The following is a 19922-nucleotide window of genomic DNA, read 5'->3' as shown; positions in this document are numbered from 1 at the left end:
GAATAGCAATGAGTGATACATATTTTCAACCGGTGTCTGGTTTCGATCTTCCGCGTTTTGCAGGTATCCCGACGTTTATGCGCCTGCCGCATGTTGCGCTGGACGATCCGAAGATCAAAGACGTCGATATTGGCCTGATCGGTGTGCCGTGGGATGGTGGAACCACAAACCGCCCCGGCCCCCGCCACGGCCCCCGCCAGCTGCGGGATATGTCGACAATGATGCGGGCACAAAATGGAGGCACTGGTGTGCGTCCGTTCGAATTGGCCAACTGTGCAGATCTTGGCGATGTTGCGCCCAACCCGGCGGATTTGATGGCGACAATGGCGCGAGTCACAGCGTTTTATGAAAACGTGAAGGCGGCCGGCATTCGTCCACTAACGGCTGGTGGGGACCACCTGACATCCCTGCCTGTGCTGCGTGCTTTGGCAAAAGATGCGCCTGTTTCGATGATCCATTTCGACAGCCACACAGATCTTTTTGACAGCTATTTCGGCGGCACACGGTACACTCACGGAACGCCGTTTCGCCGCGCGGTTGAAGAGGGGCTTCTTGATCCCAAAAAAGTCGTTCAAATCGGTATTCGCGGCACGACCTACGACAGCGAAGACCGTGATTTCGCTGAGGCTGTCGGAATTCGTGTCATACCGATTGAAGAATTTCATGCACGCGGTGTGGACGACGTGATGCAAGAGGCCTGCGATATTGTCGGAGAGTCTGAGACTTATATTTCCTACGATATAGATTTTGTGGACCCTAGCTTTGCGCCCGGAACTGGCACCCCCGAAATTGGGGGACCAAACTCCTACCAAGCACTTCAGGTTGTTCGCGCATTGGACAAAGTGAACATAATTGGCGCAGACCTCGTCGAAGTGTCCCCGCCCTTTGATCAAAGCGGAAACACAGCATTTCTTGGGGCCTCCATCATATTCGAGCTTCTATGTGTTATGGTGCCATAGAAGCGTAGCTGAAAGCTTCGCTCTTTAGATCCGTGATGGGTTCAACGGGTGCTAGTGAAAACTGTATCCATATGAACGACGTGGGTGCCAGCGAAATAACGCGTAAGCAATCTAAGGGCACTTTGGAGAATGCGATATAGTAGTTCTGACAGTCACAATGAACGTCAACTTTGGGACGTTTCCTTCGAGGGCAAAATTTCAGTTTTCTGAAAGCGGACCTTATTTGCGATGCCGCAACTTGGAAGTCGGGCTTAAAACCGACCTTCGCTCCAGAACCCAACAATGTCTGACGAGGGGGAAAATGATGGTGGTTGACGTAGCATTTATCAGCCTACATCAACGCACTATCACCAGCAGAATCAACGCACTATCACCAGCAGAACCACTACCCCCAACACCACCACGCGACCGCATTTGTTGATCCGGATCCGTCATGGCACCGCGGCGTGCATCAGACGCCACCGCATCAATCGACCCATCGGCAAAAAGCACCAGGCGACCATTCTTGCGGGCCTTCTGAACGGCTCCACGCGACAGACCGGACCGTTCTGCATAGGCGCGTTCAGATAGATCTTCCATGGCGCTTTGCATGTCCTCAACATATTGTAAATAAACGGGAAAGCCGATCTATTTGAGTTGATTATACTGCCCGTCAGAGCGATTCTCAGTGCAAGCAAACACGCCAGAACGGAGACAGACCCATGACCCTCGCAGAACGTTACAACGCCCAAGCCAAAAGCCTGCTGCCGCATATGGCCGAGAGCCTGGCTGTTGATCCCGCCATCACCTGCGCAGGCGAGATCGACGATATCGTGTTTCGTCGCAGCGAGTATCTCGGCGGGATGGCGATCGCCATTCTCGCCCTGATCGAACAGCAGGCTTGAGGAGCACACCATGACAATGGCCACCACAACCATCCGCATCGACTATGCAATGCTACCCGACCACTTCGACCGCAGCCGCCCCGACGCCATCGCGGCAGCCGTCGAGACGGCGCTGCGGGACGCAGGCATCAAGGCTGAAGCCTCGGATATCTTCTCGCACATCAAGATCGAACTGCCGACTAGCCAGCTGGCCGCCGCCAGCACCGTGCTGGCTGAGCTGCAGCTGATTTGAAGGAGGACTGGTCATGAGCACGCGCGCACAGATCGCCATCCAGACAGGGCCTGACAAATGGGCACATGTGTATGTTCACTTCGACGGATACCCCTCCCATATGCTGCCCGCTCTGGCGCGTTGGACACCCGAGGACATTCTTGCCGCCCGCGAAATCCGGCAAGTGCGTGCCGAAGCACTGGACTGTTTTGATCCGCCGCGCGCGCCTCGCATTCTGCAACAGCCCACCTGCGAACTTAGCCATCTTTATATCTGGCAAGCCGGTGCATGGCGTGAACTGACCTCCCTGCGGGGCGTGTAAAAAAAGCAATCAAATTGCGCCGAATTGACTACGCTAATCGCCCTGTCAGAGCGATGGTTGTTTCAGCAAAACGATGCACCGCACCAAAGGATCCAAGCCCATGACCGCACACGCCATTCTGCCCAGCCGCAACGAAGATTACGGCTTTTTCCAAACCCTGACAAACTGCCCGCAGCGCGAGCGGCGTAGCGCAGAGGTCTGGACGCTGGCTTCCCGCCTCATCGCCGCAGCCATCGGCGCCGACACCGAAGACGAGATGATCGGGATCCGCGACTTTCTCGACAGCCGGATGGGCCGCCACTTTGCCGATGACGTGGTGGGCAACATGACGGGCTGCAACATTGACAGCGAGGCGGCCATTAATTCAGCAATCCGCCGGTGGCAGGACTGGCGCATCAGCAAGCGCACCGCGCGCGAGGAGGGCATCCCCGTGGGGCTGCCATATCTGACGGGTTGGGTGCAGCACTTTGCCGTGACGGCCGCGATGACAGACGCGGACTGAGGCTTGCACCCATCACGTTCGGGCCCGCCCGCGCTCGCGCGGGCCAATGCCGGTAGAAGGGCACGCATCCTGCGTTGCCCGTTTGACCGGAGGCTACCATGCCCAACCTTACCAAAACCCAAAGCCTGATCCTGACCACGGGCGCCCAGCGCGCAGACAACATTGCCATGCCGCTGCCCAAGGGGCTGCATGGCGCTGCTGCCAAGAAGGTCGTGACCATGATGATCGACCGCGGCTGGCTCGAAGAGGTCGATGCCGACACCCGCAAAGGCGGACCCCTCTGGCGCGAAACCGGTGATGGTCACGGCACCACGCTGGTCGTCACCGACGCAGGGTTGCTGGCGGTCGGAATCGAACCGGTGGTCGTCAAAACCATGGCTGCGGTCCGTCAGCATTCAGCGGAAGCACCGGCGCCCAAGACGTCGACCCCGCGAACGGGCACGAAACAGGCGCAGATCATCGCTTTGCTGCAGCGGCCGGAGGGGGCCTCCATCGCTGAAATCGTCGCTGTGACGGGGTGGTTGGCGCATAGTGTTCGCGGTCTGATCTCTGGTGGTTTGAAGAAGAAGCTGGGCCTGCCAGTCATCTCCGAGAAGCAAGACGGGCGGGGCACAGTGTATTCGCTGCCGAATGATGGATCTGCGCCGTCATCGCAGCCGCACGAAGAGCCTGCGCAGCAAGTAACTTCGCAACAGTGAAACGCCAACAAACACTGTCCCAATGGCAAGGTTTTCGCCAAGGCTTGGCTGAAGGCCAAACCTTGGAAACACCACGATCTGCGTCGCAACGGCCAGCACATAACCGACCACGACGTTGGTCACGGCCTCAATCAGCGACATTCTGCGCGACTGGCTCATGCCGCCAGCCGCTCTGATTTGAGGGCGGCAAAGCTCTTGCCGGTTTCCACAAGCAAGGCGTCCTCGCCGGTGAAGGCCTGCCACCGCTCAATGGCCACATCGACATAGGCCGGGTTCAACTCGACCCCTAAGCACACGCGTCCCGTCGTCTCCGCCGCGATCAACGTGGTGCCGGAACCCATGAAGGGCTCATAGATGGCCTGACCGTGGCTTGAATTGTTCAGGATCGGACGCCGCATGCATTCAACCGGCTTTTGCGTGCCGTGGACGGTGTCAGCATCCTGATCCTTGTTTGCGATCTGCCAGAGCGTCGTCTGCTTGCGATCGCCCGCCCAATGCCCTTTGCCCTTGGCGCGCACTGCGTACCAGCAAGGTTCATGCTGCCAGTGATAATCACCGCGGCTCAGCACCAACCGGTCCTTTGCCCAGATAATTTGCGAGCGGATATTGAAGCCTGTCACCGTGAGGCTTTCTGCCACGGTCGCAGCATGCAGCGCGCCGTGCCAGACATAGGCAACATCGCCAGGAAACAAGGACCATGCCTCGCGCCAGTCCGCACGGTCATCGTTCAGCACCTTACCGGTGCGCTTGGTCTTGGCCGCACCCGCCTGGTTGCGCCAGCCTGGGTCGTATTCCACGCCATAGGGCGGGTCGGTAACCATGAGGAGTGGCTTCACTTCGCCAAGTAGCCGTCCGACGACATCGGCCGACGTACTGTCACCACAGATCAGCCGGTGCGACCCGAGCTGCCAGAGATCACCAGGGACCGACACCGGCGTCACCGGCACATCCGGAATGTCATCCTCGCCCTCGACCGGACCATCAGTGCCCAGCGCATCGGGGTCTTGCAGCAGCGCATCGAGCTCTGCATCAGTGATCCCCAGCAGTGACAGGTCGAAATCATCCGCCAGCAGCCCCGCGATCTCGTCGCGCAGCATGGCTTCGTCCCAGTCACCCAGTTCGGTCAGTTTATTGTCGGCGATCCGGTAGGCCCGCCGCTCGGCTTCATCAAGGTGCCCAAGTCGAATGACCGGCACATCCGTCAGCCCCAGCATTGTCGCGGCCAGCACCCGGCCATGCCCGGCGATTAGTTCGCCATCGTCGGCGACCATGCAGGGGACAGTCCAGCCGAACTTGGCCATGCTGGCCGCGATCTTGGCCACCTGGTCATCGCTATGCATCTTGGCATTGCGCACGTAGGGGCGCAGCCGGGCAATCGACCAGCTTTCAATCTGGCTCGGCGCAAAGACGAGGTCCATGGACGGTTCTCATTTAGGGCAGGGGCGACATACCGATGCTCACGCCGGCATAATCGGCGACCAGAACAGGATCCGCGATGTCAGGAAAACAAAAGCGCCCGCAAGGGTTATTCTCCGGGCGCAGATCTTCGATGATTTGTGTATGAGTCAAGGGGGGCAGCTTTGTCAAACTCTTTTTACGTTTTGAATCAACGTGTTCTGCTGACCACAAAAAGGTCCACGGCCGGAGTGGCTTCCCTGTTTGGCTAAACTGGCTCGCTTTTGGCCAGGTGGATTCTTGACTAAACCACTCAAGAATCCACCCTGAGAGCCAGTTTTGAGCGTCCAACCCCTTGTAATTGAGTCACTTTATTTTGGCCGCCGACCAAACTGGCTTCGAAGTGGATTCCCCGGTGAAAAAGCCACGCGCTAGCGAAATGGCGCGCCAAGCCCCCCCGTATACATAAAGGGGCACGGAGGAACCATGGGAGGGGGGTGAGCCCGATGCTCATGTGTCAACTCACCACTGGCAGGTCCGAGATCCGCGTTGTGCAGCGTGGGCTGCGGTGATTTGTGCGCAGTTGCTAGGATCGCGACATGCCTCCATTGGCAAGGACCATTGTCTTTTTACCGAACCGGTTGTTGACGGCTTAAAGCGCCGTCAACAGTACTGGTGCCCTGCGTGGTGCACAGAAGAGCGTTCTCGGCCGGTCTTCCAACGGTAACTGGTCATCTAGCATTACGACTGCTTTGGTGAGAGCTTCAACATTCCCCCGTCACACTGGATCAGGTGTGACCATTTTGTGGTGCCGTTTGTGACGGGACTGGCGGATGAGCGAAACAGTGTAGATTACGAGTGCTGTCCAGATCATCGGAAAGGCGATCATCCGCGCTGTGCCAAACGGTTCGTCAAAGACGAAAACCGCGGTAAGAAAGATCATTGTTGGCGCGATGTACTGCAGGATGCCGATCGTTGAGAGCCGCAGAAGCTTGGCCCCGGTGGCGTAGATGATCAACGGCACCGCCGTCACAAGCCCCGCACTCAATAACAGCCAAGTATCTATCACTGATCCCGTAACAAAATGGCTTTGACCGTTCATACTCGCCCAAGTGATGATCGCGAGCGCGGGTGGGGTCAGCAGTAGCACCTCGAGAAAGAAGCCCTGTGCCGGACCAACAGGGAGGCTCTTCTTGAAATAGGCGTAGAACCCCCAACTGAACGTCAGCCCTAGTGCCGCTATCGGTATCTGGCCCGCCGCGACCGTTAATACTATGACCGCCACTGCCGCCAGCGCGATTGCAAAAAGCTGAGCCCCGCGCGGCCTTTCGCCGAGCAGCAGGGCACCGAGTGCGACGCTGAAAAGCGGATTGATATAATAGCCAAGTGCAGCATCCAGCGCATGCCCCGACCCAATCGCCCAGACGTAAATCCCCCAATTGACCGAAATCAGCGCCGCAGTCACCGCTGCCATGCCCAGCGCGCGCGGGCTGGAAAGAGCTGCGCGGATATCGGCTGTGCGCCGCATCACGAGCAGGATCACGGCGGCAATCGGAACCGACCAGATCACCCGGTGCGCGATCACTTCTATCGGTGGCACATGGGCAAGAGCTTTCATATAAAGCGGCAGAAACCCCCACATGATATATGCCGTCACAGCAAGAGCAAGACCGCGAGGGTCGTCTTCATTCGTCGCCGTCATGATGTGTTTCTCCGCATGCGCTATCTGATACTTCAGCCAATAGCCAAGTGCTGCAAAATGCACCACCAGAGGAAGCGTTGTGCCAGCGTTTTTATAACCGACAGGACGTATTTTGTTGAAAAAGTCGTGCTTGATCGAAGCGTAAGTTGCTGATTCAATTCTTCTGACCAGCGGGAGAATTGAGCAATGTTGGGACCGAGACAGGAAGCGCAGGCAGCACTCTTCTACGAGTTCTCGCTGGAAGATCACGTTCCGCAAGACCACCTTCTTCGCTCCATCGATCGGTTTGTCGATCTGAACAGCATCCGCACCCATCTTGCCGGTTTCTACAGCCACACCGGCCGTCCGTCGGTCGATCCCGAACTGCTGATCCGGATGCTGCTGGTCGGGTATTGCTTCGGCATCCGGTCCGAACGGCGGCTGTGCGAAGAGGTGCATCTGAACCTCGCGTATCGCTGGTTCTGCCGGCTTGACCTGAGTGACCGGGTCCCGGATCATTCGACGTTTTCAAAGAACCGACATGGGCGTTTCCGCGACAGCGAGTTGCTACGGCATCTGTTTGAGACGACTGTCGCGCGCTGCATCGCGGAAGGTCTGGTCAGCGGTCAGCGCATGGCGATTGATGCCAGCCTGATCGAGGCCGATGCCAACAAGCAGAACTCTACGCCGAAGGACGACTGGGACGCGGCGCGGATTGATCCGGCGGATGCACCCCGTGCCGTGCGCGAGTATCTCGACACGCTGGACGAGGCAGCATTCGGTGCGGCCAGCGAGGTCCAGCCCAAGTTCACCTCGCATTCGGACCCGGCCAGCCAGTGGACCGCCGCGCGCAAGGGGCCCGCTTTCTTCAGCTATTCCGACAACTACCTGATCGACACGGATCATGGCGTGATTGTCGATGTAGAAGCCACAAGGTCGATCCGGCAGGCCGAGGTCGGATCGACCAAGACCATGCTGAAGCGGGCGAAGGCCAGGTTCGATCTGCACCCCGAACGCCTGATCGCGGATACGGCTTACGGCACCGGACCGATGCTGGGCTGGCTGGTCGATCGCAAGATCGCGCCCCACATCCCGGTGTTCGACAAGTCCGGACGCAGCGACGGCACCTGGACGCGGGCAGAGTTCGAGTGGGACGCCGAGAACGACCAATATATCTGCCCCGAGGGCCATGAGCTGAAGCAGTTCCGCCGCAACTACTCGGACCCGAACCGGGGACCAACCGGCAAGGGCACAGCCCGTTACCGCGCATTGAAGGACGTCTGCCAAGCGTGCCCATCCAAAGCCAAATGCTGCCCCAACGCCGAGGCGCGGAAGATCACCCGCGAAGAGCATGAAGACGCCCGCCAAGTCGCCCGCGACATCGCCAAGACCCGCCAATACGACATCTCGATGAAGCTCCGAAAAAAGGTCGAGATGCTATTTGCCCACCTCAAACGCATCCTTGGCTTAGGCCGACTGCGATTACGTGGTCCATGCGGCGCAAATGACGAATTCCTCCTCGCCGCAACCGCCCAGAACCTCCGGAAACTGGCCAAGATCTTTCCCGCACCGCAGCAAACGCGAAAAGCCTGACAGGAAAGGCGCTCACGCCGCATTTGGAATAGCCATTTCTGCGCTCACAAACGTTAGTTTTTCCACAGAATCGACGGATTGCGGACATTCGCTGCAAGTGCGAGCTTGACGGTTTCTATTGAAAGAAGCGGACACATACAGGCGACGAAATCGCGTTTCCCTGTTGCACTGTAGAGGTCAACTCAGAGCCATACCTCTTCAAATGCTTGAGTGCCGCGAAAGTTAGCAATCCAGACCATCAGCGCCAATCCTGAATCGAAAGACGACGAAAATTACGGGGTGAGCGACGGCAATATTAGCTTTGGACATTTCTAGTTTTTAATACTTCCATCAGCTGATTTTGTTTTAGCGCACGACAGATGCCGTTCTCTGGGCGTGCGAGCGGAACATCCTCGGCTGCAAGCATTGCGTTCAGTATTGCTTCTTCAACAGCCTCAATCCCAGCCATATAAACCTTGTCCAGCAGTTCGTCGTTGAGGGTTGTCTTGGTAACCCAGACGCCATCCAGCTGTGGCATCTGGGCTTTGTTTGCCGTGCTGAACGATACAAAGATGTCACCGGAGTTGTTTCCACCGGGTGTGCCACCACGACCGATACCAATTGTTGCGCGGCGCGACAAACGTTCAAGTTGCCCAGAAGACATGGGGATATCTGTCGCGATCACGCCAATAATGGAGCCTCGCTCAGTTGGCATTCCGGGAATACGATCATCCAATAAGTGCTTCCCAACGGGGACTCCCGCGACGGTGAACCAAGGTCGCAAGCCGTGATTTGCTTGGACAAGCGCGCCAACAACAAACTCTTTGTCCCCCAAAACGACCTTGCGAGATGACGTACCGGTGCCGCCCTTGAACTCGTAGCATATCATTCCCGCTCCACCACCGGTGTTGCCTTCATCCACGAGGCCCGATTTTGCCTTCATGATTGCTGCTTTGGCGTGATCGGCGGTCACGTGCATTCCGTTAATGTCGTTAAGAACACCGTCGTAGGTTTCGGCCACGACCGGCAATGCCCAAAGGTGGTTGTTTTGCCATTCATGTGCATACTGCTCTAGCATCCATTTGGTCGCGGCGTGATGCGCCATGCCGATGGCGTGGCTATTGGTGATCATGATAGGCCCGACGAACCATCCGCCGTCGCGGATCCAATGTGCCCCCGTCATTTCACCATTGCCATTCAGGGTGAACTGACCTGCCGTGACGGGGTGTGGGGTAGTTTCGAACCCACGCGGCAAGATTGCCGTTACGCCCGTCTGTACTGGAAGAGGGCCCCGCGCCAAGGACGGGTCACTGTGTGATGAAAGTGTACATGTGCCCACAAGCACACCCGACACATCTGTAATCGCATTCAAGGCGCCGGGGATGCCGTTCAGCGGAATGCCGATGTCACGCGCGCGCGGCTTTCTATGGGGAAGGTTCATTTTATGGCTTTCTTGACCGGAGGTAGAGCCCAACCGTGGCAATGACGATCGAGAAGAGTAGCATGACGGTTGCGATGGCGTTGATCTCGGGTTTGATGCCGCGGCGTAGCATGCCGAAGATATGGACGGGCAGTGTGGTACTATCGACGCCTGCAATGAAGTAAGTGATGACAAGGTCATCCATTGAGATAATAAACGCCAGAAGGGCACCGCCGATGACGCCCGGCAAGATCATAGGTAGCGTCACCCGCCGGAAGGTTGTCCATCCGTCTGCGCCAAGATCGGACGAGGCCTCTTCGAGAGCCTCATCCATATCCGCGATACGCGCAGATACCACAACAAAGACATATGACGTCAAGAAGGTGCAATGCCCGATGATGATGGTCACGACAGAAAGATTGATGCCCACGCTGACAAAAAACACCAATAGCGCGATGCCCAGAATGATGTCAGGCATGATCATCGGGACGAACATCAGTCCACGGTAGAAGCCGCGCAGCCTGAACCGGAAGCGCGCGACTGCCAAGGCGATGGCAGTGCCAAAAACTGTTGAAATGAGCGTCGTCGTAAAGGCAATCAAAAGGCTGTTCTTAACGGCATCGTGCAGTTTTTCTGTCGAGTCGATGTAAAGCGCGGATTCTGTCAGCGCGGTCTGATAGCCAAAGATTGTCTTGTACCACTCGAAGGTGAAGCCGTCCCAGATCATCATATTGACGGGGTTCGCGTTGAACGAAAAGACGACGATCAATAGGATTGGCGCATAGACAAAGGCAAAGAAGAAAAAGCCATAGACCGAGAGTGCGCTGATGCGTTTTCGCAGGGATTTCAGCATATCATTTGGCTTCCGCATTTTTATCTTCCCGGCTTAAGAGCCGGACATAATAGATCAGCAAAATCAGCACTGTTCCCATAACCATCATTCCAAGAGCAGCCCCGAACGGCCAGTTCCGAGCAGACAGGAACTGTTGTTCGATAAGGTTCCCGATCATCAGAACCTTTGCTCCGCCAAGAACTGACGGCACGATGAAATTGCCGAGCGCGGGGATGAAAACGATGATCGAGCCTCCTACAATGCCTGGCAGCGTTGCAGGCAGGATGATGCGCAGAAAAGTCTGTAGCTTTGTTCCGCCGAGGTCGGCTGACGCTTCGATCAAGCTCATGTCCAGTTTTTCAACCGATGCGTAGAGCGGCAGGAACATGAAGGGAATAAAGACGTAGGTCATCCCAATAATAACCGCCAAATCGGTGTAGATGATTTCCAATGGCTCATTGATGATGCCAAGACCGATGAGGGCCTGGTTCAAAAACCCAGTCGGGCGCAGGATAAGAACCCATGCAAACAAGCGCACCACCAAGCTGACAAAGAACGGCAATGTGATTAGGAACAAGAACAGGTTCTTTTTCCCAGCGCTCATTCGGCTAATCCAGAAGGCGGCAGGGTAACAAATGAGCATTGTTAACAGCACCGTGAGCCCCGCCAGCCGGACCGATGTGAACAGAATGCCGAGGTAGACCGGGTCGAACTTTTCGTACTTGGTATCTGCCCATCCCAAAATGCGACCATAGTTCAGGTCTGAAAAGCTCCAAACGACCCCTCCATAAAGACCCGGTTCGAGAAAGCTGTATACGAGCATTATCCCAAGAGGGACGATAAAGAAAACCGCAAGAAAAACGGTCGGTGGGGTGAGCAGGCCGAAAAGCATCAACTTGCGGCGCTGCGCCAGGCTTTTGGGTTTCCACATGGTCATGCAGCCTCGTCTGTGATCACGTGGATCGCATCATTTGGCACGTGGAGCGTAATGTCCGCGCCAACAGTTGGGGATTGCGCAAACCCGACGCGGGTCGTGACACGTATCGGCCCTGCGTTCGGGGTCTGCACGACGAGTTGATAGTCCGTTCCCACAAAATAGGTTTCCGAAACGGTTCCCGAAAATGTCAGTCCGACTGATCCAGTTGGCGGATTGATCACGACATCCTCGGGCCGGATAAGCAGCTTGATGGCTTGCCCCTCGCTCAGGTTGTCTTTCGCGACGGAAACGCTTTGTCCAAGCACCAGGTCAATTTTGGCATCACGCGGGCCGCTGGCCGAAACCTGACCATCAAACATATTGCTCTCTCCCAGAAACTCAGCGACGAACGCGCTGGAAGGGCGGCGATACAGGTCTTCAGGCGATCCCAATTGTTGGATTTTTCCGTGCCCGAGGACCGCAATGCGATCTGACATGGTCAGCGCCTCTTCTTGGTCATGGGTCACAAATACGAAAGAGATCCCAATTTCATGCTGTAGGCTCTTTAGCTCTTGCTGCATCTTGTGGCGCAGGCTTTTGTCGAGTGCTGACAACGGCTCGTCCAACAACAGGATTTTGGGGCGGGCGATCAACGACCGCGCAAGGGCAACCCGCTGTTGTTGGCCGCCCGACAACTGGGTTATCTTGCGATTCCCAAATCCGCCAAGGCCAACCAGTTCCAGCATTTCGCCAACACGGGCCTGAATTTCCGGCTTGGGCGCCTTGGCTATCTCCAGGCTATAGGCAACATTGCGGGCTACACTCAGATGCGGGAACAGGGCATATTTTTGAAAGACGGTATTTACGGGCCGCTTATGCGCAGGCCAATCTGAAACGTCGCGGCCATCAATGTGGATCTTGCCGCTGTCTAAGTCCTCAAAGCCGCTGATCGTTCGCAATAGCGTGGTCTTACCGCAGCCCGACGGCCCCAGAAGTGTCAGGAATTCGTTTGCTCCAACGCTCAACGACACATCGTCCAACGCGGTGATAAAGCGCCCGTCAGGCGTTGCGAACCGCTTTGAGGCGTGCTCGATTTCCAGAAGTTCTGTCATAGGAAGCCCCGCACAATTGATGTTGGGCGCAGCTTAGGGGCTGCGCCCGTTTGTAAAGCTATCGAAATGCTACTGGGACGTTTTGATACGTGTCCACTCACGGTTATAAAGTTGCAGATCGCGCCCAAGATCGACGAACAATTGCAGCTTTTCCATGACGTCTTCTGGTGGATAGATCGTCGCGTTCCCTGCAATTTCAGCAGGAATAAGCGCTTGGGCGGGGATGTTTGGGGTTCCGTTCAACTGTTGTTCAACGTTAAGGGCCGCCACCTCGGGGCGCAGATAGAATTCCATAAACAGTTTTGCGTTCTCAAGGTTTGGAGCGTCGGCAAGCGCGCACATGTCCTCTTGATACATCGTCGCGCCTTCGACCGGGATGATGTAGCCAATGGCATCGGGTGTTTCTTGGACAAAGATATTGGCACCAACATACCAAGCCGCGGCGGCAACGTCGCCGGACTGAACCAATGGGATGCTGTCATAGCTAAACGCGGCAATCGCATCAGAGCGGTCGATAATGTATTGGGCGGCCGCTTCGACTTCGGCCTCATCAGTCGAGTTGACTGACGTTCCCATCATGATGTGACCAATACCAATCGTTTCGCGCAGGTCATCCAACAGAATGATCTTTTCGCCAGCATCTGCCAGGGCGAACATGTCGGTAAAGCCTGTAATACCCTCGGCCTTATCACGATTGTAGACGATCCCGACATTTCCCCACGCATAGGGAAGACAATACGCCGCTTCGGGATCGGTTTGTGCGCGAATGAATTGAGAGTCGATGTTCGAGAACGCCGGATTCGACCCAATCCCGGTTTCAGCCAAGAGGCCCAGTTGGAACATGATGTCATGCATATGCACGGACGGGAACACGAGATCATAGCCGCTTGCGCCAGCTTGGATCTTTGCCAGCATCTCTTCGTTTGATCCGTATGTATCGAGCGTGACCTCGATACCGGTTTCCTCGGTGAACTTGGTTAAGACTGCTGGGTTGATGTAATCGCCCCAGTTATAAAGATTCAACGAACCTTCTGCATGTGCGACCGATGTAATCATAAGTCCAGATGTGGCAAGGAGAGTTGCTTTGAGCGTTTTTTTCATTTTCTTAATTCCCTGTTGTTTGGCCTAAGAGCGGCCTGGAGACGTCTATTCTTTGGTATTGCATGAAGGTTGGTTCAAGAGTAACAAATCTGTCAAATGTTATTTTTCTAACGAGTGAGGAACGATAATGTCGACAGGCTTTGCGTCCTACCCACAGTTTACCTACGATGAATTTGTTCAAAAATTGACCGAATCAGTTGCCCAGTTGCCTAAGCAAGAGGCGAAATTAGCTCAGTTTATGCTCCTTAATCTTGATGTCCTCCCTATGGAAACCGGGCGGTCCTTGGCTGAGCGGGTCGGAGTGCCAGAGGTCACGATCGGCCGTTTACTGCGCCGCTTGGGATGTGAAGGGATGCGTGAGCTAAAGGTTCTTGCCAGAGAACGATACGTCGTCTCAGGCATCGGCAGGGTTGAGCGTGCAGAGGTCCGAACGCGATGGCAATCCGTGCTTGAAGCAGAGCTGGCGGTTGTCAGAAACATCTTTGAGCAAACTTCCGGGCAAGAGTGGGCAAAGGCAGGACACATTCTAAACTCGGCTGAGCGCGTGTTCGTGACGGGTTTCCAATCTGTCCGTGGCATTGCCGAAGACTTTGCCCGCCGACTGCTTATCGCAAGAAGCGCGGTCCAATTCCTGGCCGCACATGACGGAATGCTGGCCGAGCTGATCGACGACCCGTTTGTAGCAGCAGATCGAACTGCGGTCGTGATACTTGATGTCGTGCCGTATGCGGCTGAAAGCAACAAGCTGGCAAAACTAGCAAAAGAACAGGGCAGAGCATGCATCGTGGTTTCCGATGAATACTGTCATTGGAGCCGAGAGATCGCAGACGCCGTAATCTATGCGCCGTCCAGCACGGGTCTTTTTCTGGAGTCAACAACAGGACTGAACCTTGCGGCGGGCCTGCTGGTGGACATGGCAGCAGAGGCTCGACGAGACGCTTCGCAGGCGCGAATGACGCAATGGAAGTCGAGCTCACGGAGTCTGGGGCTCTTCTGAATGGCGAATTTGAAAAACACAGTGGCTTCAGGGTTGTTCCGATGAGATGAGAACGCTCATCGGTGAAGCTGTGTTAACGCGTTGCTTTGTCCGCTGATCACGTTTCATCCAAAAAATGCTGCACGATCCAGGGATGGCCGCTCTGACGGGCTGCACTGCAGCATTGTTTCAGCGCATGCATGGCCGGTCTGGGCCGGGTGCGACGTTATCAGCTGGTTTCCCAAGGCCGCGCTTTCGGCATCACCTTTGTCACCTCCACTTCCCTCAACATCCCGCCAGCTACCAACCCATCCCGCACCCAATCCAGCGCCGCCCACCAATCCTCATAGCCACGCCGCGCCGATGCGATCTGCTTGGGATGGGGCCGCCATGTGACGGGGCAGATTAGAACGTCCACTGTCCGCCACTTGCCACGCACCATGACGCGTGCGGTACCGACCACTTCGGTTGCGGCGCGCTTGCCGTAGCGGTTCTGGTGGATATCGCGGGGCACGCAACGCGGCACCGCACCCGGCATCCAGTCAGGTGTCATTCCCGCCCGTGCAAGCTCAGTGACGCGCAGGGCCATGCGGATCCCACCATGGCTGTCGGGCAGGCCGGCCACCGTGGCCGCGATGACCTCGGCGTCCGGATGGGTGTAGCTGCCCATCTTGTACTGTCCGCCATCGACCTTGCAGCCCAGTACGGCGCGATATATCAGAACATACTCCAGCCCGAAGCCGCGACTTTCCTCATCGGCGTCCAGCCGCGGAGGTAGCTCCAGCTGGGCTTTCTCAACCCGGAAGGCCCATTCGAGGGCTGCTTGCACGCCCAGCGCGCGTTTGGGCTTACCGCCTGCGCTGGGCTGTACCCGCATCCGTGGCAATCTGCGATCAAACTTGCTCATAGCACTCCCCGCAACTGGAGGCGTTCCAGGGTGACGAGTCCGCGTTCCAGCATCAATCCGCATGTCGCAGTGCTGATCATGTTTTGGGGCAGGTATTCGTTGGAGTTCACCTTGGCTGCATAGAACGCGGCCGTTTCATCGGGGCTGGGCTGCGGCTGTCTTTTGGATATGCTGCCGCTCTTAGCTTTCAGGGAATTGGCAGCTGGCTGCGCCTCGCGCCGTACCGCACGTTCCATCGCTCGATCAAGCGCCTTGGGCCCATCTGGCGGGGCAGGGTGCGCCTCACGGGTCTCGCGGGCTACGGCAAGGATCCGTTCCTGCGACATTCCCAGATCATCGATCCAGCGCTGGGCGTGCTGCCGTGCTGGCGAGCCTTGCCACCAGGCGGGCAGTGCGCTGTCGGCATTGAAGCCCAGCGCTTTCAGCAGGTCTCCAAAAAAATCATCAAAACCGGTTTCGCGCCCGCGCGCGTCCTCCTCCTCCTTTACTGGTTCCCTTAAAGGTTCTCTTACAAGGTTAGTGTCCGGATTTCGGACACGGCTTTGGCCATTTTCCGGACACGGGTCAGGGGCAAAATCGGACACGGGTCGCGCTCCAATCCCGTGTCCCGTTTTCGGACACGGGTCCTGGGGATCGGCCAGTTCCGCGCAGGAATCCTGGTCCCCTGACACTGTCCCATCGAATGGCAATGCGCCGTGTCCGGTTTCTGGACACGGCTTCGTATCATGCGGGGTAAAGCCGGGCTCGAACCCCAAGATGTAGCGCGTGGGCATCTGCCGTTTGGTCACGGGGTGAATGCGCGGCACACGGCGCAATAAACCCGCCGCTTCCAGCTGACCAAGATGATCATTCAAGGTCGAGCGACTGATCTCGCAATCATGCGCCAGCCGCGCTTGGGAGGGGAAACAGCCGTAGTCGGGATTGAAGCGATCACACAGATGCCAGAGCACGATCTTGGTGGTGGGCTTGAGTCCACGGCGCTGGATGGCCCAGTTGGTGGCAGCATGGCTCATGAGGTGACCCTCCGCACGTCTGTGCTTTCATCGCGCGGGGCGTCCGGTGTGCCGACCTGCACGACCCTTGTGGTAAATCCGTGCTCGGCCAGCGCGCCCAGCGCATCATCGAGGCTGCGCACCAGCGCCCAGCCAAAGCCCAGCGCCAGCACACCATCGCGAAATGCCTCCTGCGCAGGACTGAGCCGTCCCTTCAGAGATTTCAGCTCCAAAAACAGCACGCGCCCGTCACACAGGACGATGAGATCAGCAAAGCCGGGGTGGACGCCCATGCCAACCAGGATTGCCTGCCGCCGCGCACCGCGGGGCCCGGCCTCGGTGACCTCATTGGCGCAGTGATGCACGATCGCCCCCTTGGGCAGGGCAAAGCGTAGGGCGACCACAACAGCGCGTTGCAGATCTGCCTCGGGTGTTCCACGCCGCTTCATTGCTCCACCTCCGGATCCTGGTTGTGATGATGGCCGCGCCCCGGAGTCTTGGCCTCCAGCACGACCAGCAAGATCCGCGCGTCCTCGCGTTCCTCAGGTGTTTCGCCATGGCGGACCAGCACATTGCAGGCGATGCGCAGCAGATGGTCGGAATGATGGATGACGTCGGCCACGACGATGCGGGCCTCGCGCCGCCGCTCGTCAATCCAGTCTGCGCGCGCCTCATCACGTTCAGCGCGCCGGCTCCGTTGGCGGTAGGGCAGGGGGATGCTCATCGGCGTGCCCCCCGACGCGCGCGGCGAAGGTCTGCCGCTTCTTGGTCTTCTAGCCATTCAATGACGGCGCTGCGGCGGTAATAGATCTTGCGACCTGCGCGAATGCAGGGCGGCCCCCAGCGCTCCAATGTCCAACGCCTTAAGGTCCCTTCAGTGACCTCGAGTTCCTGGGCAAGATCGGCGCGGCTGATCCAACCGCTCAGCAGAGCCTGCGACGTATCCCGGCCTCCTTTGGCGTTCATGATTTCGTGCATGTTATGTCTCCAGTGTGATGGCCCGAAGGTGGGCAAATGCTGCAAACCATTCACGCACATCGCTGGGGGTGGCAGGGAGGCACGGGGTGGCACGCAAACTACCACCCCCGTGCCACCCCATGTTTTATTGGCTTTTCGTCACTTTAACCTCAGCAGTCACAGGCACTGCTGCGCCGCAGCAATTTGGCCGTGCTCCGCGCTCGCGCATGTTTCTGTGCAAACCAGTTTATTCGTGGGCTTTCGCGCGCATTGGCGTGCAAACAGGGGGTGGCAATGCGCATGAACGCGTGCCACCCCCATATTTTATTGAAGATTGTGCCACTATCGTCTGGTTTTGATTGTGATTCCGGATCTCAATGGTGCCTGTGGGGCGAAATCATGATGGGCGCCGCACCTACCTCAGACGGCCCTGCGCGCAATTCCCCAATAAAACAAGGGGTGGCAGGCGGAGTGTCTCCGGCGTGCCACCCCGTGCCTCCCTGCCACCCCCCGCGCCATGCTCTGCTTGATAAGGGGCGCGATCTACGCGTCATGACAGAGGCAAGAGAGAGGTCTACGGATGGTGAACAGACAGAAACTGACAGAAGTGGTGGTACGCGACGCCGCGCCCATCGAGGGCCGGGATTACCAGATCTTTGACACAGAGGTGCGTGGTTTTGCTGTTTGCATCTATCGGGGTGGCGGCCGCGCCTTCACGCTCGATTACCGCTATGCGGGCAGGCAACGTCGCATGACCTTTGGCCGCTGGCCAGAATGGAGCGTGTCGGCGGCGCGCACGCGGGCCAAGGAGCTGCGCCGGTATATCGATGCCGGGGGCGATCCCCTGGCGAACCGTGACGCCCTGCGCGAGGCGCCACGGATCACGGATCTGATTACGCGCTACATGGAATTGCACCTGACGCATCTGGCCAAGCTCAACGCGGCCGATCAGCGATCGATGATGGCGAAGTTTATCGCACCGGCTTGGGGCCGGATGCTGGTGACCGAGGTCAGTTCGTATGATGTGGAACTGCTGCTGAACAAGGTCGCCGAGGGACGCGCGCGGCCCGCCAAAGCCAACCCCAATAATCGCGCGCGCAAGCTGCAAGGGTCCAAGCCTACGCCGGTACGCGCCAACCGCGTGGGCGAGGTGGTCAGAAAGATGTTTGCCTATGCCGTCAAATGGGGGTGGCGCGAGGATAACCCCGCCATGGGGTTTCGCCGCCGCATGGAGACACCGCGCGAGCGATATCTGTCACAAGAGGAAATTGCACGCCTTGCCACAGCGCTGGATGGGGCCCAAGACGCGCGAGCTGCGAATATCATCCGGATGTGCATGCTGACCGGGGCGCGTGTGGGGGAGGTCCGTCAGGCGCGTTTTGAGGATTTCAACCTCGAACATCTGTCGTGGACAAAACCTGCAACCACGACCAAGCAACGGCGCGTACACCGCGTGCCGATCTCTGAAGAGGCTGCTGTGATTGTGCGCCAGCGCCTTCAGGCTGACTATCCTGGCTGCCCTTGGCTGTTCCCCGGCGACACGCCGGGCCACCCTGTGCAGGAGGTCCGACGGTTCTGGAAGCGCATTCAGAAAGAGGCCGACATCGAAGATGTCCGCATCCATGATCTACGCCACACCTTTGCATCATTGTTGGTCAGCGGGGGTGCTTCACTCGAAATGATCGGCAAGCTGCTGGGTCATAGCCAGATGCAGACGACCCAACGCTATGCGCACTTGATGGACTCGCCACTGCGCGCAGGCGTCGATGCGGTGGCCAGCGCCTTCAAGCCCAAGCCCCGCCTTGTCCACGACGCAGACACGTCTTCGGCAACGACGGCCCCGCACAGCAACCCCAATGGTGTCACCGCTTCGGCCTCTTGAACTTCAAGGCATCAAGAATGGGTTTGAGCCGTCGACGTATCGAGCGTTCATCAGGGAAGGTGCCGTCTTCCGATTGCGCGGAGAACCAGTCTTGAAGTTCGCGGACCCATGCGCCTTGCGAGGCGGGCAGCCCTTCTTCGAACACGCGACGCGTGATTTCGACATGCATTGCTGACCAGTCATAGTCGCCTTCCTCGCTCAGCCCAGCGCCTTCGGCAATCCGACCGAAAAGATTATGTGCGTCCTCGAAAAGCTGAAGATCTTCGCCCAGGATCATGACGTCCCCGATCGAGACGACGACGCCCACTTCAGGTGCGCTGATATACAGCCACTCTTTCTCCTCGAGTGGGCGAATGCGCTGAAGATGCGCGGATTGTGGTCCCGTTCCGCAGCGGCGGAATATGGGAATGATATCCATTGGTCGGATTTGCACCATCCCGCCAGCGCGCTTGCCATCACATTCCACGGGTGGGATCCCTGTGACGATCCTCAATGATCCCATGTCAGCCCAGCCAGCGATGTCAGATATCGTGCAGCCCCAGCGTGCGGCAGCTTCGTGGATAGTGTAGAAAACACGTTGCGGTAAACTCATCAGCAGCTTCC

The 19922-nt window shown here is 57.6% G+C and carries 24 protein-coding genes and 1 pseudogene; 9 read left to right on the top strand and 16 right to left on the bottom strand.

What is annotated here, in order from left to right; translation table 11 throughout:
- Positions 1–8 precede the first annotated feature (8 nt).
- A complete protein-coding gene (speB, locus tag LOKVESSMR4R_RS15925) occupies positions 9–959 on the top strand; it encodes an agmatinase (protein WP_087210549.1) in 951 nt (316 codons plus the stop codon).
- 357 nt (positions 960–1316) lie between these two features.
- Here the strand turns inward: speB and LOKVESSMR4R_RS15920 are convergent.
- Positions 1317–1538 (bottom strand): annotated as a pseudogene (locus LOKVESSMR4R_RS15920) (hypothetical protein); the annotation flags it as partial.
- A gap of 122 nt (positions 1539–1660) precedes the next feature.
- Here LOKVESSMR4R_RS15920 and LOKVESSMR4R_RS15915 point away from each other — a divergent pair.
- The 5 genes from LOKVESSMR4R_RS15915 to LOKVESSMR4R_RS15895 all read left to right on the top strand — a co-directional run bounded on the left by LOKVESSMR4R_RS15915 (position 1661) and on the right by LOKVESSMR4R_RS15895 (position 3576).
- Entirely contained in the window at positions 1661–1843 is a 183-nt protein-coding gene (locus LOKVESSMR4R_RS15915) for a hypothetical protein (RefSeq protein WP_087210546.1), read from the top strand.
- Between the two features lie 10 nt (positions 1844–1853).
- Entirely contained in the window at positions 1854–2075 is a 222-nt protein-coding gene (locus LOKVESSMR4R_RS15910; protein WP_087210543.1) for a hypothetical protein, read from the top strand.
- Between the two features lie 13 nt (positions 2076–2088).
- Positions 2089–2376, top strand: coding sequence for a hypothetical protein (locus LOKVESSMR4R_RS15905; protein WP_087210540.1), 288 nt, complete (start codon positions 2089–2091; stop codon positions 2374–2376).
- A 100-nt stretch (positions 2377–2476) separates the two neighbouring features.
- A complete protein-coding gene (locus LOKVESSMR4R_RS15900; RefSeq protein ID WP_087213417.1) occupies positions 2477–2878 on the top strand; it encodes a hypothetical protein in 402 nt (133 codons plus the stop codon).
- 98 nt (positions 2879–2976) lie between these two features.
- Complete coding sequence (locus tag LOKVESSMR4R_RS15895; RefSeq protein WP_087210537.1) at positions 2977–3576, top strand: DUF3489 domain-containing protein; 600 nt, start codon at positions 2977–2979, stop codon at positions 3574–3576.
- On the opposite strand, the gene LOKVESSMR4R_RS20795 is transcribed toward LOKVESSMR4R_RS15895, so the two are convergent.
- The 4 genes from LOKVESSMR4R_RS20795 to rarD all read right to left on the bottom strand — a co-directional run bounded on the left by LOKVESSMR4R_RS20795 (position 3526) and on the right by rarD (position 6673).
- Positions 3526–3717 carry a DUF7220 family protein gene (locus LOKVESSMR4R_RS20795; RefSeq protein WP_420645918.1) on the bottom strand — a complete coding sequence of 64 codons (192 nt, stop codon included), beginning with the start codon at positions 3715–3717 and terminating at the stop codon, positions 3526–3528. The two genes, LOKVESSMR4R_RS15895 and LOKVESSMR4R_RS20795, sit on opposite strands and share 51 nt — an antisense overlap.
- A gap of 14 nt (positions 3718–3731) precedes the next feature.
- A complete protein-coding gene (locus tag LOKVESSMR4R_RS15885; protein WP_087210532.1) occupies positions 3732–4994 on the bottom strand; it encodes a site-specific DNA-methyltransferase in 1263 nt (420 codons plus the stop codon).
- Between the two features lie 494 nt (positions 4995–5488).
- Positions 5489–5554 (bottom strand): DUF4113 domain-containing protein, encoded by a 66-nt coding sequence (locus LOKVESSMR4R_RS20625; RefSeq protein ID WP_087213414.1) that lies wholly within the window; start codon positions 5552–5554, stop codon positions 5489–5491.
- A 195-nt stretch (positions 5555–5749) separates the two neighbouring features.
- Positions 5750–6673, bottom strand: a complete 924-nt coding sequence (rarD, locus tag LOKVESSMR4R_RS15870; RefSeq protein WP_087213411.1) for an EamA family transporter RarD — start codon at positions 6671–6673, stop codon at positions 5750–5752.
- 186 nt (positions 6674–6859) lie between these two features.
- Here rarD and LOKVESSMR4R_RS15865 point away from each other — a divergent pair, with 186 nt between their 5' ends.
- Complete coding sequence (locus tag LOKVESSMR4R_RS15865) at positions 6860–8245, top strand: IS1182-like element ISRssp12 family transposase (RefSeq protein ID WP_087210526.1); 1386 nt, start codon at positions 6860–6862, stop codon at positions 8243–8245.
- Positions 8246–8540: 295 nt separating this feature from the next.
- Here LOKVESSMR4R_RS15865 and LOKVESSMR4R_RS15860 read toward each other — a convergent pair whose 3' ends face one another.
- The 5 genes from LOKVESSMR4R_RS15860 to LOKVESSMR4R_RS15840 form a co-directional block, all read right to left on the bottom strand.
- Complete coding sequence (locus LOKVESSMR4R_RS15860; RefSeq protein ID WP_087210523.1) at positions 8541–9665, bottom strand: P1 family peptidase; 1125 nt, start codon at positions 9663–9665, stop codon at positions 8541–8543.
- 1 nt (position 9666) lies between these two features.
- Positions 9667–10497 carry an ABC transporter permease gene (locus LOKVESSMR4R_RS15855; protein WP_087213407.1) on the bottom strand — a complete coding sequence of 277 codons (831 nt, stop codon included), beginning with the start codon at positions 10495–10497 and terminating at the stop codon, positions 9667–9669.
- A gap of 1 nt (position 10498) precedes the next feature.
- Positions 10499–11413: an ABC transporter permease gene (locus LOKVESSMR4R_RS15850; RefSeq protein WP_237331820.1), complete on the bottom strand. Its 915-nt coding sequence runs from the start codon at positions 11411–11413 to the stop codon at positions 10499–10501.
- Entirely contained in the window at positions 11410–12504 is a 1095-nt protein-coding gene (locus LOKVESSMR4R_RS15845) for an ABC transporter ATP-binding protein (protein WP_087210517.1), read from the bottom strand. Before LOKVESSMR4R_RS15845 ends, LOKVESSMR4R_RS15850 begins: the two co-directional genes overlap by 4 nt.
- 69 nt (positions 12505–12573) lie before the next feature.
- Positions 12574–13605, bottom strand: a complete 1032-nt coding sequence (locus tag LOKVESSMR4R_RS15840; protein ID WP_087210514.1) for an ABC transporter substrate-binding protein — start codon at positions 13603–13605, stop codon at positions 12574–12576.
- A gap of 127 nt (positions 13606–13732) precedes the next feature.
- Between LOKVESSMR4R_RS15840 and LOKVESSMR4R_RS15835 the strand changes: the two genes are divergently transcribed.
- Positions 13733–14602 carry a MurR/RpiR family transcriptional regulator gene (locus LOKVESSMR4R_RS15835; RefSeq protein WP_087210511.1) on the top strand — a complete coding sequence of 290 codons (870 nt, stop codon included), beginning with the start codon at positions 13733–13735 and terminating at the stop codon, positions 14600–14602.
- 208 nt (positions 14603–14810) lie between these two features.
- Here LOKVESSMR4R_RS15835 and LOKVESSMR4R_RS15830 read toward each other — a convergent pair whose 3' ends face one another.
- From LOKVESSMR4R_RS15830 to LOKVESSMR4R_RS15810, 5 genes are read right to left on the bottom strand one after another with little or no spacing between them, the layout of a single operon-like run.
- The gene (locus LOKVESSMR4R_RS15830) at positions 14811–15488 is read right to left on the bottom strand and encodes a hypothetical protein (RefSeq protein ID WP_204248687.1); all 678 of its coding nucleotides are present in this window, start codon (positions 15486–15488) and stop codon (positions 14811–14813) included.
- A complete protein-coding gene (locus LOKVESSMR4R_RS15825; RefSeq protein WP_087210505.1) occupies positions 15485–16501 on the bottom strand; it encodes a helix-turn-helix domain-containing protein in 1017 nt (338 codons plus the stop codon). Before LOKVESSMR4R_RS15825 ends, LOKVESSMR4R_RS15830 begins: the two co-directional genes overlap by 4 nt.
- Positions 16498–16929: a nuclease gene (locus LOKVESSMR4R_RS15820; protein ID WP_087210502.1), complete on the bottom strand. Its 432-nt coding sequence runs from the start codon at positions 16927–16929 to the stop codon at positions 16498–16500. Before LOKVESSMR4R_RS15820 ends, LOKVESSMR4R_RS15825 begins: the two co-directional genes overlap by 4 nt.
- Positions 16926–17204, bottom strand: coding sequence for a hypothetical protein (locus LOKVESSMR4R_RS15815; RefSeq protein WP_087210499.1), 279 nt, complete (start codon positions 17202–17204; stop codon positions 16926–16928). Before LOKVESSMR4R_RS15815 ends, LOKVESSMR4R_RS15820 begins: the two co-directional genes overlap by 4 nt.
- On the bottom strand, positions 17201–17458 hold the full coding sequence (locus tag LOKVESSMR4R_RS15810; RefSeq protein WP_087210497.1) for a helix-turn-helix transcriptional regulator: 258 nt from the start codon (positions 17456–17458) through the stop codon (positions 17201–17203). The genes LOKVESSMR4R_RS15815 and LOKVESSMR4R_RS15810 overlap by 4 nt, the downstream gene beginning before the upstream one ends.
- 559 nt (positions 17459–18017) lie before the next feature.
- On the opposite strand from LOKVESSMR4R_RS15810, the gene LOKVESSMR4R_RS15805 reads away from it, so the two are divergent.
- A complete protein-coding gene (locus LOKVESSMR4R_RS15805; RefSeq protein ID WP_087210494.1) occupies positions 18018–19319 on the top strand; it encodes a tyrosine-type recombinase/integrase in 1302 nt (433 codons plus the stop codon).
- Here the strand turns inward: LOKVESSMR4R_RS15805 and LOKVESSMR4R_RS15800 are convergent.
- The gene (locus tag LOKVESSMR4R_RS15800) at positions 19300–19911 is read right to left on the bottom strand and encodes a hypothetical protein (protein WP_087213404.1); all 612 of its coding nucleotides are present in this window, start codon (positions 19909–19911) and stop codon (positions 19300–19302) included. The two genes, LOKVESSMR4R_RS15805 and LOKVESSMR4R_RS15800, sit on opposite strands and share 20 nt — an antisense overlap.
- Positions 19912–19922 lie beyond the last annotated feature (11 nt).

Origin of the sequence: Yoonia vestfoldensis, assembly GCF_002158905.1 — a bacterium.
Lineage (GTDB): Bacteria > Pseudomonadota > Alphaproteobacteria > Rhodobacterales > Rhodobacteraceae > Yoonia > Yoonia vestfoldensis_B.
Note: the sequence above shows the minus strand (reverse complement) of the source record. Positions and strands in the feature narration are given on the sequence as shown.

What these genes read in the sequence shown, in the direction of transcription:
- LOKVESSMR4R_RS15840 (WP_087210514.1), bottom strand. Translation starts at nt 13,605, where the DNA reads ATGAAAAAAACGCTCAAAGCAACTCTCCTTGCCACATCTGGACTTATG.
- LOKVESSMR4R_RS15900 (WP_087213417.1), top strand. Translation starts at nt 2,477, where the DNA reads ATGACCGCACACGCCATTCTGCCCAGCCGCAACGAAGATTACGGCTTT.
- LOKVESSMR4R_RS15830 (WP_204248687.1), bottom strand. Translation starts at nt 15,488, where the DNA reads ATGAGCAAGTTTGATCGCAGATTGCCACGGATGCGGGTACAGCCCAGC.
- LOKVESSMR4R_RS15800 (WP_087213404.1), bottom strand. Translation starts at nt 19,911, where the DNA reads ATGAGTTTACCGCAACGTGTTTTCTACACTATCCACGAAGCTGCCGCA.
- LOKVESSMR4R_RS15850 (WP_237331820.1), bottom strand. Translation starts at nt 11,413, where the DNA reads ATGACCATGTGGAAACCCAAAAGCCTGGCGCAGCGCCGCAAGTTGATG.
- LOKVESSMR4R_RS15845 (WP_087210517.1), bottom strand. Translation starts at nt 12,504, where the DNA reads ATGACAGAACTTCTGGAAATCGAGCACGCCTCAAAGCGGTTCGCAACG.
- LOKVESSMR4R_RS15835 (WP_087210511.1), top strand. Translation starts at nt 13,733, where the DNA reads ATGTCGACAGGCTTTGCGTCCTACCCACAGTTTACCTACGATGAATTT.
- LOKVESSMR4R_RS15895 (WP_087210537.1), top strand. Translation starts at nt 2,977, where the DNA reads ATGCCCAACCTTACCAAAACCCAAAGCCTGATCCTGACCACGGGCGCC.
- LOKVESSMR4R_RS15820 (WP_087210502.1), bottom strand. Translation starts at nt 16,929, where the DNA reads ATGAAGCGGCGTGGAACACCCGAGGCAGATCTGCAACGCGCTGTTGTG.
- LOKVESSMR4R_RS15825 (WP_087210505.1), bottom strand. Translation starts at nt 16,501, where the DNA reads ATGAGCCATGCTGCCACCAACTGGGCCATCCAGCGCCGTGGACTCAAG.
- rarD (WP_087213411.1), bottom strand. Translation starts at nt 6,673, where the DNA reads ATGACGGCGACGAATGAAGACGACCCTCGCGGTCTTGCTCTTGCTGTG.
- LOKVESSMR4R_RS15885 (WP_087210532.1), bottom strand. Translation starts at nt 4,994, where the DNA reads ATGGACCTCGTCTTTGCGCCGAGCCAGATTGAAAGCTGGTCGATTGCC.
- LOKVESSMR4R_RS15865 (WP_087210526.1), top strand. Translation starts at nt 6,860, where the DNA reads ATGTTGGGACCGAGACAGGAAGCGCAGGCAGCACTCTTCTACGAGTTC.
- LOKVESSMR4R_RS15815 (WP_087210499.1), bottom strand. Translation starts at nt 17,204, where the DNA reads ATGAGCATCCCCCTGCCCTACCGCCAACGGAGCCGGCGCGCTGAACGT.
- LOKVESSMR4R_RS15915 (WP_087210546.1), top strand. Translation starts at nt 1,661, where the DNA reads ATGACCCTCGCAGAACGTTACAACGCCCAAGCCAAAAGCCTGCTGCCG.
- LOKVESSMR4R_RS15905 (WP_087210540.1), top strand. Translation starts at nt 2,089, where the DNA reads ATGAGCACGCGCGCACAGATCGCCATCCAGACAGGGCCTGACAAATGG.
- speB (WP_087210549.1), top strand. Translation starts at nt 9, where the DNA reads ATGAGTGATACATATTTTCAACCGGTGTCTGGTTTCGATCTTCCGCGT.
- LOKVESSMR4R_RS15810 (WP_087210497.1), bottom strand. Translation starts at nt 17,458, where the DNA reads ATGCACGAAATCATGAACGCCAAAGGAGGCCGGGATACGTCGCAGGCT.
- LOKVESSMR4R_RS15860 (WP_087210523.1), bottom strand. Translation starts at nt 9,665, where the DNA reads ATGAACCTTCCCCATAGAAAGCCGCGCGCGCGTGACATCGGCATTCCG.
- LOKVESSMR4R_RS20795 (WP_420645918.1), bottom strand. Translation starts at nt 3,717, where the DNA reads ATGTCGCTGATTGAGGCCGTGACCAACGTCGTGGTCGGTTATGTGCTG.
- LOKVESSMR4R_RS15805 (WP_087210494.1), top strand. Translation starts at nt 18,018, where the DNA reads ATGGTGAACAGACAGAAACTGACAGAAGTGGTGGTACGCGACGCCGCG.
- LOKVESSMR4R_RS15855 (WP_087213407.1), bottom strand. Translation starts at nt 10,497, where the DNA reads ATGCTGAAATCCCTGCGAAAACGCATCAGCGCACTCTCGGTCTATGGC.
- LOKVESSMR4R_RS15910 (WP_087210543.1), top strand. Translation starts at nt 1,854, where the DNA reads ATGACAATGGCCACCACAACCATCCGCATCGACTATGCAATGCTACCC.